11 protein-coding genes and 1 rRNA gene (1 of these 12 running past the window's edge) are annotated in these 14,096 nt (G+C 44.8%); all 12 read left to right on the top strand.

All coding sequences use genetic code 11. The features are described from left to right. The first annotated feature begins 13 nt into the window (after positions 1-13). Entirely contained in the window at positions 14-757 is a 744-nt protein-coding gene (locus tag MKY35_RS23295) for a sugar phosphate nucleotidyltransferase (protein WP_342444914.1), read from the top strand. Between the two features lie 17 nt (positions 758-774). Continuing rightward, on the top strand, positions 775-1,323 hold the full coding sequence (rfbC, locus tag MKY35_RS23290; protein WP_342444913.1) for a dTDP-4-dehydrorhamnose 3,5-epimerase: 549 nt from the start codon (positions 775-777) through the stop codon (positions 1,321-1,323). A gap of 100 nt (positions 1,324-1,423) precedes the next feature. Further along, complete coding sequence (gene rfbB, locus MKY35_RS23285; RefSeq protein ID WP_342444912.1) at positions 1,424-2,443, top strand: dTDP-glucose 4,6-dehydratase; 1,020 nt, start codon at positions 1,424-1,426, stop codon at positions 2,441-2,443. A gap of 1 nt (position 2,444) precedes the next feature. After that, complete coding sequence (gene rfbD / locus MKY35_RS23280; protein ID WP_342444911.1) at positions 2,445-3,317, top strand: dTDP-4-dehydrorhamnose reductase; 873 nt, start codon at positions 2,445-2,447, stop codon at positions 3,315-3,317. A gap of 191 nt (positions 3,318-3,508) precedes the next feature. After that, positions 3,509-4,420 carry a glycosyltransferase family 2 protein gene (locus MKY35_RS23275; protein WP_342444910.1) on the top strand — a complete coding sequence of 304 codons (912 nt, stop codon included), beginning with the start codon at positions 3,509-3,511 and terminating at the stop codon, positions 4,418-4,420. Between the two features lie 649 nt (positions 4,421-5,069). Next, positions 5,070-5,978 (top strand): glycosyltransferase family 2 protein, encoded by a 909-nt coding sequence (locus MKY35_RS23270; protein WP_342444909.1) that lies wholly within the window; start codon positions 5,070-5,072, stop codon positions 5,976-5,978. Then, positions 5,975-7,375: an undecaprenyl-phosphate glucose phosphotransferase gene (locus MKY35_RS23265; protein WP_342444908.1), complete on the top strand. Its 1,401-nt coding sequence runs from the start codon at positions 5,975-5,977 to the stop codon at positions 7,373-7,375. The genes MKY35_RS23270 and MKY35_RS23265 overlap by 4 nt, the downstream gene beginning before the upstream one ends. A 106-nt stretch (positions 7,376-7,481) precedes the next feature. Next, on the top strand, positions 7,482-8,354 hold the full coding sequence (locus tag MKY35_RS23260; protein ID WP_340956987.1) for a phosphatidylinositol-specific phospholipase C/glycerophosphodiester phosphodiesterase family protein: 873 nt from the start codon (positions 7,482-7,484) through the stop codon (positions 8,352-8,354). A 126-nt stretch (positions 8,355-8,480) separates the two neighbouring features. Then, positions 8,481-9,191, top strand: a complete 711-nt coding sequence (locus tag MKY35_RS23255; RefSeq protein ID WP_342444907.1) for a heptaprenylglyceryl phosphate synthase — start codon at positions 8,481-8,483, stop codon at positions 9,189-9,191. A 41-nt stretch (positions 9,192-9,232) separates the two neighbouring features. Beyond that, positions 9,233-11,557: a DNA helicase PcrA gene (pcrA, locus tag MKY35_RS23250; RefSeq protein WP_029514509.1), complete on the top strand. Its 2,325-nt coding sequence runs from the start codon at positions 9,233-9,235 to the stop codon at positions 11,555-11,557. 89 nt (positions 11,558-11,646) lie between these two features. Next, positions 11,647-13,662: an NAD-dependent DNA ligase LigA gene (ligA, locus tag MKY35_RS23245; protein WP_039271371.1), complete on the top strand. Its 2,016-nt coding sequence runs from the start codon at positions 11,647-11,649 to the stop codon at positions 13,660-13,662. A gap of 378 nt (positions 13,663-14,040) precedes the next feature. Beyond that, positions 14,041-14,096 (top strand): 16S ribosomal RNA (locus MKY35_RS23240) (it continues 1,500 nt past the right edge of the window).

Here is a 14,096-nt window from a genome sequence, read left to right as displayed (position 1 = left end):
TGGAGGTTTTATTATGAAAGGGATAATTCTTGCGGGAGGTACTGGCTCACGTCTATACCCCTTAACCAAAGTAACCAATAAGCATTTATTACCGGTTGGTAAGTATCCAATGATTTTCCATTCTGTATCCAAGCTCAAGAAAGCTGACATCCATGATATTCTTATCGTAACAGGTAAGGAACATATGGGAGATGTTGTAAACCTCCTTGGCAGTGGGCGTGAAATGGGCGTAACATTCACTTATAAAGTTCAGGATGAGGCAGGTGGGATCGCACAAGCTCTTGATTTGGCTGAACAATTTGTAGGTAATGATCAAATGGTTGTTATTTTAGGCGATAATGTATTTGAAGACGACATTGCCCCATTTGTGAACAATTTCCGCAATCAAATTACAGGGGCCAAAATTCTCCTTCAACAGGTACAAGACCCACACCGTTTTGGAGTGGCTGAACTTCAAGGGGAACGGATTATGTCTATAGAAGAAAAACCCAAAGATCCCAAAAGTAATTACGCTGTAACAGGTATTTATATGTTCGATCATAGTGTCTTTGAAATTGTAAAAACGCTTGAACCTTCAGCTCGTGGAGAACTTGAGATAACTGACGTTAACAATGCATATATTACTTATGGAACATTGACATATGATATTCTTCAAGGATGGTGGACGGATGCGGGGACTCACCCATCTCTTGCGCGTGCTAATGAATTGGCCAAGGATATAGTGTTTGGTGAAGAATTTGGAAAATTAAAGATTTAAAGGGAGGATACGGACTTATGAAGGTAATCCCTTTGAAACTAGAAGGTGCGAAGGTTATTGAACCCATGGTCCATGGTGATCATCGTGGTTATTTTATGGAGAGCTACAATGAGCAGATTATGAAAGAAAACGGTATTAATCATGCTTTCATTCAGGATAATGAGTCATTATCTGTAGAGACTGGAGTTATTCGTGGCTTGCATTATCAGCTAGAGCCAAAAGCACAAACAAAACTCATTCGTGTGATCTCAGGAGCCATCTATGATGTGATTCTGGATATTCGTAAAAGTTCCCCGACATTCGGTCAATGGGTTGGGGTGATTTTGAGTGAACACAATAAACGTCAATTACTGGTCCCTAAAGGTTTTGCTCACGGATTCTGTACGCTTATGTCTAATACCCAGGTGTTTTATAAGGTAGATGAGTATTATTCACCTGAGAATGATCGTGGTATACTCTGGAATGATCCGGCACTTGGGATTGATTGGCCCACTTCCCATGCAATTCTTTCGGAAAAGGATCAGAAGCACCCTGTATTAGCAAACGCGGAGATTAATTTCGAATAGATACGGAACGACAAAGTAAGAGTATTATCCATTGCTGACGGTTCCTTCTTAGTTTAAGTGCATGTTATGTATATATCGGAATGTATTTTAGGAGGCTTGTATGAAACTTCTTGTCACCGGCGGGGCCGGATTTATAGGCAGTAACTTTGTATTGTATATGTTAAAACAGCATCCAGATTATGAAATTGTAAATATAGATGCTCTTACCTATGCAGGTAACCTAGAAAATTTGAAATCCATTGAAAATAACCCCAAGCATAGCTTCATCAAAGCAGATATTACCGACGCACATGCGATTGACCAGCTGATGCAGCAGGGAATTGATGTGGTGGTTAATTTTGCAGCGGAGTCACATGTGGATCGGAGTATTCTGGAACCGGAAGTGTTTGTGAAAACAAACGTATTGGGTACGCAAGTGCTACTGGATGCAGCCAAGAAATATAACGTGACCAAGTTTGTACAGGTATCAACAGATGAGGTGTATGGATCTTTGGGAGAAACAGGATTGTTTACGGAGGAAACTCCGTTGCAACCCAATAGTCCTTATTCTGCATCCAAGGCAGGCGGCGATCTGCTAGTTCGTGCATATCATGAAACCTTCGGTTTACCAGTGAATATCACGCGGTGTTCTAACAACTACGGTCCATACCAGTTTCCTGAAAAACTAATCCCGCTAATGATCTCACGTGCATTGAGCGACCAACAGCTACCTGTATACGGGGATGGCTTGAACATTCGCGACTGGTTGTATGTAGAGGATCATTGCAGCGCCATTGATCTGGTCATTCATCAGGGTAAACTGGGTGAAGTATACAATATCGGGGGAAATAACGAGCGGACAAATGTGCATATCGTCAAAACGGTATTGGAGGAGCTGGGCAAGCCAGAATCTCTGATTTCGTATGTGCAGGATCGTCCAGGTCATGACCGCCGCTATGGCATTGATCCTACAAAGACCATGAATGAGCTGGGCTGGAAGCCAAAGCATTCTTTTGAAACCGGCATTAAAGAGACGATTCGCTGGTATTTGGACAACGAAGAATGGTGGACTCGCATCCAATCTGGCGAATATCAACAATACTATGCAAAGCAGTACGGTTCCCGCTTGGGGGATGCGTAGAATGAAAGTATTGGTCACTGGAGCATCCGGGCAACTTGGTAAAGACGTAGTAAAGGTTTTTCAAGAGCAAGGACATGATGTCCTTGGTTACGATCGGGAACAATTGGATATCACGGATTTGCAGCAGGCTGTGAAAATTGTAGGGCAATATCAACCTGATGCCGTAATCCACTGTGCAGCTTATACGGCTGTGGATGAAGCGGAGACCGATGTAGAGGGGGCTTATCAAGTCAACGCGGTAGGTACACGTAATATGGCGCTGGCTGCGGAAAAGGTTGGAGCCAGGCTGGTTTATATCAGCACAGATTATGTGTTCGATGGAACGGCAAAGCAGCCATATCATGAGTACGATAATACCAATCCGCAGAGTATCTACGGAAAGTCCAAACGGGCGGGGGAGGTATTGACCCAAACACTTTCCTCTAGGTATTTTATTGTTCGTACATCTTGGGTATATGGATTGCACGGAAACAATTTTGTTAAAACGATGCTGAAGCTTGGACAGGAGAAGCCACTCCTCCAGGTGGTGAATGATCAGAAGGGTTCACCTACCTATACGGTGGATCTGGCACGTTTTTTGGCGGAATTGATTCAAACGGAGAAGTATGGCGTATACCATGCATCCAATAGTGGCTCCTGTACCTGGTATGAATTTACGCAAGCTATTTTACAGGATGCGGCGGAAATATTAGATGCCAAGATCACAGCGAAATTGGAGCCGTGCAGCACAGAACAATTCCCCAGACCGGCAGCGCGGCCACGTAACTCTGTTATGGAGCATATAGCGATTCGAACCAATGGATTGAATGATTTGCGCGACTGGCGTGAGGGATTGCGTGATTTTTTGCGGGAGTATCTTAGTAAACCCAAGTAAATAAAACCTTATAATAAATATCAACAATCTCCCATCAGTTCATGATTGGGAGATTTTATTATATTAAGGCCTATGTTGATTAAGGACAATGAGCATTATAATGTATAAGCAGATGGAACATATTGTCCCTCTATTACACATTTTAAAAGAAGGAGGTCATTACTCTGAACAGACCTAACATACAAATTTTATTGTCTACATATAATGGAGCAGCTTATTTAGATGAGCAAATAGAAAGTCTCATCAATCAAAAAGACGTAGAAATTCAGATTCTAATTCGTGATGATGGCTCGACAGATGATACGGTTGCCAAGTTGAGAGCGTTGAAGCAACGTTATCCTCAACAGATTATTTTATGCCTTGAGAGCAATGTAGGGGTTATTAAAAGCTTTTTTGATCTGATTCAAAGATCGTCTGAGACATTCGACTATTACGCTTTTTGTGATCAGGATGATGTGTGGATGCCGAACAAACTTGCTCAGGCTGTGGCTCATCTCAGGAATCAGGATGGGAGCCGGCCACTGATGTACTGTTCTGCTACACGAATGGTCTCTCAAACATTGGAACCACTCAAAGTATGGCCAGCTGACATCCCCCGACCTGTATCCTTCTATAATGCTCTGATTGAGAATGTATGTGTAGGTTGTACCATGGTGATCAATAAAGAAACACTTCAGCTCGTGAAAAAGAGAATCCCAGATTCTTTGGATAATATTATTATGCATGACTGGTGGATTTACTTATGCACTTCCTCTTTTGGTGAGGTTGTTTTTGACCCCAAGCCGTCCATTTGGTATCGGCAGCATCAAAACAATGTGCTGGGAGGTTCTACCGATGGCTGGGTTAGCAAGTGGAGGAAAAGACTAAGTAGATTTGCAAAAGGAAAAAATCGCTATATTTTAAGCAAACAAGCCCAGCAATTTATTCAGCTTTATGGACAAGACATATCTCCTCAAATGTATAAAGATATGGATCAATTCTTGGACAGCTACCAAAAGGGCGTATTTTCTCGTATGAAATATATTTGGCAGTCTCCATTTTACAGGCAGTCACGGTTGGACAACTGGATTTATAAGTTGGTTTTCATAATGAGGAAGTTATAGGGGGATGGAAAGAAAAATATTGAAACTTTTTTCCATATATAAGCGTCAAATAGTCAAAGGTGCAAATGAATACTAGATAAAATACCATCGAATGCGTGTTCCTTTATGGAAAAATATAGTATAATTGAAACGTGCAACCGATAGAGCTGGCAAGGGCGGTCGGCTAACTCTCCCGAGAAGGGGGGTGAAGCCTGTGACAGTGTTTGAGGCGCTCAGTTTAATGCTGACGTTCGGGGCGTTAATCGTCACACTGTTAGAGTTTAACAAACGAAAATAGACCGCCCCCGCAAGGAAGGGTCTATTTTCGGCCTGATTGTTCCAAAACCGTCCGCTCTTGGAGCGTTGGTTGCGCAGGGGCTGGCTGGCACCAGCCCTTTTTCCATGTATATCTTACCACGATGAATTTTAGACCTCAACCGAGGATTTTACAAAAATCTAATAAACGACTTCCAATGAACAATATATAGATCGAAATGATTTCGTTTGTCTATATTTGCGCTTTGGAGTGACAGGAATCGAATTTTGCATAATCCTTCTAAACTATGTAAGGTTACAAGTTATGTGCTTTTTTGCGCCCCGTGGTCTGCGCGGTATGCTATAATAGGCGATAGTAGAATAGATTACTGAATTTGTCAGGAGCGTTTTAAATATGGATGTAAGCATACTGGTCGTCAACTATAATACGTGTCAATTGACGCTGGATTGTTTGCAGTCGGTGTATGCGTCCAAGACGCAATACCGATATGAAGTGATTGTTATTGATAATCACTCCAGTGACGGATCTGTTGAGGCTATTCGTGCTGCATACCCGGAGATTATGTTGATAGCCAATGAGGATAATACAGGTTTTGCCAAGGCAAACAATCAGGGGATGGAAGTAGCCGGCGGACGTTATATATTGCTGTTGAATTCCGATACGCTGGTGCAGCCGGACACACTGGATACGATGATTCCGTTTATGGATACGCATCCTGAAATGGGAGCATCGGGCTGTAAGGTCATCCTGCCGGATGGTTCGCTGGATAAGGCATGCAAGCGTGGATTTCCAACGCCGTCAGCTTCTTTTTACTACGCTTTCGGCTGGTCGAAGCGTTACCCGGATAACCCGAAGTACAATCAATATCAGCTTGGGCATCTAAGCCCGGATGATGAGTATCCAGTAGATGTACTGGTAGGTGCTTTTATGCTAGTACGCCGGGAGACGATTGACCAGGTCGGCGGCTTGGACGAAACCTTTTTTATGTATGGTGAGGACATTGACTGGTGTTATCGGATTAAGCAAGCCGGGTGGGGCATTTACTACTACCCGCGCACATATATTATTCATATCAAAGGGGGCAGCGCTCGCCGTCGTCCTTTGAAAATTATTTATGAGTTTCATAGAGCTATGTGGGTATTTCATCGTAAGCATTATAAACAGCAATACAGTTGGATCACCAATATGGCTGTATATGCGGGGATTGCCGTGAAATTTGGAATGGCTTTCCTAAAAAATAAGTTGTCCGTACCGGTCAAGCCGGACGGCGGGGAACAATCTCATACTGAGGTGAAAGCATGATACGCAGAAATCAGCGTTTTTTAACCCAATTATATATTGTGGCGGATTTCGCGGTCATTCAGTTGTCCTTTCTGATCGCTTGGTTTTTCAAATTTGAAAGTGAATGGATTACCTATACAGAACCGCTTCCTATTCAAGTATATGGAGGCTGGAGCTTAATCTACGGCCTGATTGCCGTAGTGCTGGGGATGTTATTCTCGCTCTATTCGCCCAAACGCAAAAAACGATTTGCAGACGACGTATTCCGAGTCACCCAGATTCATATCGTTGGCCTGTTCGTGCTGTTGAGTGTGATGTTCTTCGTGAAACAAATCGACATTTCGCGGTCCTATCTGGCAATCTATATGGTTGGAAACGTGCTGCTTATTTTGTTTTACCGGTTCTTTTTGAAGCAAATTCTTAAAGCTCTCCGTCAAAAAGGGTACAACAAGCAATTCATGCTTATTCTCGGGGCGGGTACTCTAGGTCAACGATTTTATCATAATCTTGGACAATATCCTGATCTGGGATACGAGGTAGTGGGTTTTCTGGATGATAAGCGGCATTGGAGTGAAGAGGAAGAGGCGCATTTCCGCCCGATTCTTGGAGGCTTAGATCAATTGGAGGCTACGCTGTCGCGTCTGATGATTGACGAGGTCATTCTGGCGCTGCCGCTGGATGCTCATGATAAGTACCCCAAGATTATCAACATGTGTGAAAAGGCTGGAGTGCGCACGCTTATAATCCCCGACTTTTTCGATTATTTGCCGGCTCGCCCGTACTTTGATAACTTTGCAGGTATGCCGATGATCAATGTGCGGGATATTCCACTGGATGTAGCGGGGAATCGATTGTTTAAGCGCCTATTCGATATTTTATTCTCTTTATTCGCGATTCTCCTGACCTCTCCGATCATGCTAGCAGTAGCGATTGGTGTGATGATTACATCCAGAGGGCCAATCATTTTTAAGCAGGAGCGGGTAGGCTTGAATCGTCGCACCTTCCGAATGTACAAATTTCGTTCGATGAAGGTGTTACCACCTGGAACTGAAGATACGGGCTGGACGACTGCTAATGACCCAAGACGCACACGTTTTGGTACTTTTATTCGTAAAACGAGTCTCGACGAGCTGCCGCAGTTTTTCAACGTTCTGCTGGGTGATATGAGTGTCGTTGGTCCACGCCCAGAGCGGCCCTATTATGTGGATCAGTTCCGTGAGGAAATTCCAAAATACATGGTGAAGCATCATGTTCGTCCCGGAATCACAGGCTGGGCACAGAGCAACGGGTTGCGTGGAGATACATCTATTGAGGAACGGATTAAGCATGACATCTTCTATATTGAGAACTGGTCGCTCTTATTTGATATTAAAATTATTTTCCGCACGATTCGCAACGGTTTCAAGAACGCGTATTAATACAGAAGCACCCTTCGGTTTAGCCGGAGGGTGCTTTTGCGTCTGGCAGTTGTTTTGAGCATGCGTATGTGGGGTATTGACCTGTACGAAAAGGATGTGACACCCTATGAAACGACTGATTGCTGCGGTCATTCTTTTAATGTTAACCGGCACATTTTTACTGGCTTACAAAGGGCAATCTACAGAAGAACAGACTGACTTTACCACGCACCGCGTAATTTCGCATGCCATGGGAGCCGTTAATGGTTTGGCCTATACTAATGCGCGTGAAGCGTTTGTGGAAAATTATAAAAAAGGCAGCCGCGTATTCGAGGTCGACCTGATGTTTACTTCGGATGGACAATTGGTGGCGCGCCATGAATGGACAGAATCTTTTACAGAGCAAATGCAACAGGAACACGCAGTTGCTACAGAACAGGGAGGAAAACCTTGGAGCTATCATCAATTCAAGAACACCCCCATACACGGTTCTTATACCCCAGTAGATTGGAAGGATGTATTGGATTTATTGGAAACATACCCGGATGCTTATATTGTGACCGATACGAAAGAACAGGACCCTGCCCAGATCAAACAGTTGTTTGCACAACTGACCCGTCAGGCACAGGAGAAAAACCCCGAGCTTTTGTCTCGTATTGTTCCCCAAATTTATAATGAAGAAATGCTGCAAATGTTGCGGAGTATTTATCCCTATCCATCCGTTATTTATACGCTCTACGCCACAGAGGATAAAGATGACCAAATCATTCGATTTGTACAACAAAATGATATAACGGCAGTAACTTTACCAGAGAATCGGGTGAGTGGTGCTCTAGTGGAAAGTTTGCGTCAGGCCGGAGCGGTATGCTACGTAAATACCATTAATGAGTTGAAGGATGCGGCTGAGTATGAACAGATGGGTGTGCAAGGTTTCTATACAGATATTTTAACGGAAAAAGAACTTAGTAAACGCAGTTGGTTGTATGCGCTACGCCCCTAAGCTGTCTGAACGGGGTGTTCCCATTTGATACGAACATTGACACCTTTTAAGCACTGTCATAGACTTAGCATAGAACGCTTTTGGATATTGGAATTCGGTTCGACTGGATCATGACAAAAGCAATGGATGCTGGAGGAATGTGTGTTGGCAGATTCAATTCAATCATGGAGGCATGTGTTTAAGCTTGATCCTGAAAAGGAACTGGATGATGAGGCACTTGACGCCGTGTGTATGTCTGGTACGGATGCGATTATGGTAGGAGGTTCATCAGGTATTACCTACGAAAATACGGTGGATTTGCTGTCGAGGGTTCGACGTTATGAGGTGCCGTGTGTGCTTGAGGTGTCCGATCTGGAAGCTGTAGTACCAGGGTTTGATCTATATATGATTCCTATGGTACTGAATACCGCTGACAGTAATTGGATTCTAGGACAGCACCAACGTGCGATTGAACAGTTTGGTTATATGATCCCTTGGGATTTGCTTGTGACGGAAGGATATATTGTTTTGAACGGTGATTCTACAGTCGCTAAGCTTACCGGAGCAGATACTTCGCTGGATACTTCATCTGCCACCTCATATGCACAGATTGCTGACAAGCTCATGCATCTGCCGATTGTATATGTGGAATATAGCGGTGCTTTTGGGGATATGGAGCTGGTGCAAAAAATACATCGCAGTACAGAGCACTCTCGTGTCCTATACGGGGGAGGAATCGTGGATAAATCTACCGCGTTACAAGCGGCTGCCGTTTGTGACACCATTGTAGTAGGAAACATCATTTATCGTGACTTGGCGAAAGCGCTGGAGACGGTAGCTGTGAAATTGGAAGTATAGAACGTGATTTTATGGAAGCTCAGGGAAAGGAGCATGCACGCATGCAATCAATAGATATACACGAGGCGGTAGCTCGCCTTAATCCGCCTCAGCGTCAGGCTGTGGAGGCGGTAGATGGTCCGCTGCTGATTATGGCTGGCGCAGGCAGTGGTAAAACACGGGTGCTCACGCACCGAATAGCCTACCTCATCGCAACCCGCAAGACGGCTCCATGGGGCATTTTGGCGATTACCTTTACGAACAAGGCCGCGCGTGAGATGCAGGATCGCGTATCCAAGCTGATTGGCCCACAGGGAAGAGATGTGTGGGTATCCACCTTCCACTCGATGTGTGTGCGTATTTTACGTCGGGATATCGAGCGGATTGGATTTACCTCGAATTTCAGCATTTTGGATTCTACGGATCAATTGTCTGTCATTCGGAGCTGCATGAAGGATCTGAATATAGACACCAAAAAATTTGAACCCAAAGCGGTTCAGTCTATGATGAGTACGGCAAAAAATGAACTGGTCACTCCCGAAATGTATGAGCGCAAGATTGGCGACTATTTTGAAGGGATTGTGGCGAAGGTATATACCAAGTACCAACAGCGGCTCAAAAACAACAACTCTCTTGATTTTGATGATTTGATCATGGCAACGATTCAGCTGTTTAAAGAAGTACCTGAGGTACTGGACTTCTACCAGAAGAAATTTCAATACATTCATGTTGATGAATATCAGGATACAAACCGTGCGCAGTACATGCTGTGCAAAATGCTGGCCGACAAGCATCACCGGATTTGCGTAGTAGGTGACAGTGACCAATCCATCTATCGGTGGCGAGGTGCCGATATTAGCAACATTTTGAATTTTGAAGAGGACTACCCGGAAGCGCGTACCATTTTGCTGGAGCAGAACTACCGGTCCACCTCGAATATTCTCAATGCTGCCAATGAAGTCATTGGTCAAAATACAGGCCGCAAGCCGAAAAAACTATGGACTGACAAAGAAGGCGGCGCCAAGATTAAGGTTTACCGTGCTGATTCTGAACATGATGAGGGCTACTTTATCGCTTCAGAAATTCATAAGAATATTAAAGCGGGCAAAACCTATAGCCATCATGCCATTTTGTACCGTACGAATGCTCAGTCTCGGGTTGTCGAGGAAATTCTGATTAAATCAGATATTCCTTATCAGATCGTGGGCGGTATCAAGTTCTATGATCGGAAGGAAATTAAGGATTTGCTGGCGTATCTTCGCCTGCTCTCCAATCCTGACGACGACATCAGTTTGATCCGAATCATTAATGTGCCAAAACGAAGCATCGGAGACACAACTGTCGGCAAATTGCAGGCAGCTGCAGCGGAACGTGGAGTTTCGATTTTCCGTGTCCTTCAAGTGGTAGATGATTTGGGCTTTGCAGGACGTACGCGCAATGCGTTGGTAGAGTTTTACGATATGATCGAAGGTTTAAGTCGTATGGTAGACTACCTGTCGGTTACCGAGTTAACAGAAAAAATGCTGGAAACCACCCAATATCGATTGGAACTGCAGAACGAGAATACACTCGAGTCACGCTCGCGTTTGGAGAATATTGATGAGTTCCTGTCGGTAACCATGGAATTTGAAAAAGGTGCGGAAGACAAGTCACTCGTCTCCTTCCTGACCGACCTTGCGCTGATTGCTGATATTGATTCCATGAATGACGACGAAGAAGAGCAAAGCGATGCGGTTGTATTGATGACCATGCATAGCGCCAAAGGTCTGGAGTTTCCCATTGTATTTATTGTCGGTATGGAGGAGGGAGTGTTCCCTCATAGTCGTGCCTTTCTGGATAACGAAGAACTGGAAGAAGAGCGCAGATTGGCGTATGTCGGCATAACCCGTGCAGAGGAGCAACTGTTCCTTACATGTGCACAGATGCGCACTTTGTTTGGACGCACCACGGCTAACCCGCCTTCCCGCTTTCTCGAAGAGATTCCAGACGAGTTAAAAGAGGATACGATCATCAAACGTGACCGCTACCGCCGTTCAGGCAATGTAGGCGGATCTTATGGTGGGCGCGGACTGAATAAAGGTAGTGGCAGCAACTTTGGTGGAGAACGCTCGTTTGATACGATGAGCCGCAGTGGTTCGTCCGCTTCCGCGTCACCCCGCGTAACCGTAACGACATCTTCATCCGCGAAACCGACTCCGGCTGCTTCGGCAGGAGGCCCCTCCATTTTTGCTGCTGGAGACAAGGTGCAGCATGGCAAATGGGGAATTGGAACCATTGTAGCTGTAAAAGGGACTGGCAATGATATGGAACTTCAAATTGCTTTCCCGGCTCCGGTAGGGGTTAAACGACTGCTGGCTGGCTTTGCACCTATTACAAAAGTAGAATAAATCTCAAACATCATTAAATCTCGAACCTCATGAGTGGCAGTTTGGCTTAGGCCTCTGCCCTGATGAAGTTCCCGGAGGGATACGCCTGCATGAACCCAATGCACAGAATGGAGCAGCTTGTTGCTGAACTGAACACATATAACTATCATTACTACACACTGGATGAACCCAAGATCAGCGACAAAGAATATGATGTGCTTTATGACGAGCTGGTAGCGCTCGAACAGACGAGCGGTCTTGTGCTACCGGATTCGCCGACACAGCGTGTGGGTGGGGAGTTACTCAAAGGTTTCACACCGCATCGCCACCTTGCCCCATTATGGAGCCTTGATAAAGCTCAGAATATGGAACAGCTGCGTGCATGGAACGCGCGTGTTGTGAAACTGGTTAATGATTACAATACCAAGAACCCGGAGAAACCTTTGCCATCTCCAGGCTATGCGATAGAACTTAAATTCGATGGACTGACGCTGAACCTGACGTATACAGATGGACAGCTTGTACAGGCTTCTACCCGCGGTAATGGCGTGGTGGGTGAGGGAATACTGGCACAGGTGAAGACCATTAAATCTGTGCCACTTACAATTCCTTTTCGAAATGGAACCATTGAAGTACAGGGAGAAGGGATCATGAATCTCTCTGTATTGTCCAAATATAATGAGACTGCCGTGGACCCTCTTAAAAATGCACGCAACGCCGCAGCTGGTGCTTTGCGCAACTTGAATCCCAAAGTGACAGCAGAGCGGCGCTTGAATGCATTTTTCTACAATGTGGGATATGCAGACCGTATCCAGTTTAACAGCCACCAGGAAATGATGACTTTCCTGCGTGAAAATCATTTTAAGGTAAACCCTTACCTGACTTACTTTGATAATTTTGAAGATGTAATGGAGCAACTGATTGAGATTGAAAAATCTCGTGCCGGATTGGATTACCTCATTGATGGGGCAGTATTGAAAATTACAGATATGCGCACACGTGAGGCTCTCGGGTATACCGATAAATTCCCGCGCTGGGCGGTGGCATATAAGTTCGAAGCCGAGGAAACGACAACGGTGCTTAACTCGGTTGAGTGGAATGTAGGACGAACCGGTAAAATCACCCCACTCGCAAGGGTAGAGCCGGTAGAGCTGGCGGGAGTCACTGTACAAAATTGTACACTGAACAATGCTGGTGACATCGAGCGCAAAAACCTGAAGTTTGCTTTGGGTGCACGTGTGTTTATCCGTCGCTCAAACGATGTCATTCCGGAGATATTAGGAAAGGTAACGTCTGAGAACGACGGGGAGGAAATTGTCGTACCAGATCATTGTCCAGCCTGCGGGTTTCCGTTACAGCAGCGAGGTGCCCATTTGTTTTGCGACAATAAGCTGGGGTGTAAACCACAAATTGTAGCTCGTATTTCCCATTTTGCTTCACGTGATGCTATGGATATTGAGACATTCAGTGACAAAACGGCCATACAGCTGCATGACGAACTGGAAGTGCGCGAGCCTGCGGATTTGTATACACTCCAATATGATGATCTTGTGAAGCTGGAGCGGTTTGGTGAGAAAAAGGCCAGTAACCTCTTGGCGGCACTTGAAAAGAGTAAAGAGAGAGATTTGGCTTCTTTCCTTTATGCTCTGGGTATACCGAATACCGGTAAAGCAACAACACGCATGTTGGCTGAACACTACCGTGATTTGCACAAGACGATGTCCGCTACGGTGGAAGAACTGATAGAACTACCGGATGTGGGCGGGATTGTAGCCGAAAGCATTGTTGCTTTCTTTGCAGATCCATTTACTCAGGCGGGAATTGAAAAGATGCTGTCTCTAGGGGTGAAAGCTCAGGCCCCTGAAGCTCCGCAGGAGAAGAAGACAGACAGCTTTTTCAGCGGCAAAACGGTCGTGCTTACAGGTACCTTGCATCAGCTTACGCGTGACGAAGCTGCATCCAAGCTGGAGGCACTGGGAGCCAAAGTTGCGGGGTCTGTATCGAAAAAGACGGATCTAGTCATAGCTGGTGAAAAGGCTGGGAGTAAGCTGGCAAAGGCCCAACAGCTCGGAATTGACACCATAGAAGATGAGGATGAATTTATCAGACTGCTGGAACAAGAATAATAGTTTTGCAATGAGTGCAGTCATTCCGCTCTGGGGCGGGGTGGCTGCCTTATTATCTGTTGTATAGTAGGAAATAAAATAGATATAAATAAATGCTTGCTAAATAACTTTAGGCATGATATATTATTAGACGTTGCTTTGAGAGTATCATTTCTTGAAGCGAGGTTGCTGAAAAGATAATCGAAAAAAAGATTTGACAAGAAAGTAACTAACATGATATGATCTAATTCCTGGCTCGTTGAACGAACGAGAACAGACAAGTTCTTTGAAAACTGAACAAATGGATGATGAAATAAAGATTTCTTCTTTTATAAAGAAGAATCGCTAGCATTAAAAATGAGCTTATCGCTCTTTCTATAAACCAACTTCGGTTGGTCTTTAATGGAGAGTTTGATCCTGGCTCAGGACGAACGCTGGCGGCGTGCCTAATACAT

The organism is Paenibacillus sp. FSL L8-0638 (assembly GCF_038593075.1).
GTDB lineage: Bacteria > Bacillota > Bacilli > Paenibacillales > Paenibacillaceae > Paenibacillus > Paenibacillus polymyxa_D.
Note: the sequence above shows the minus strand (reverse complement) of the source record. Positions and strands in the feature narration are given on the sequence as shown.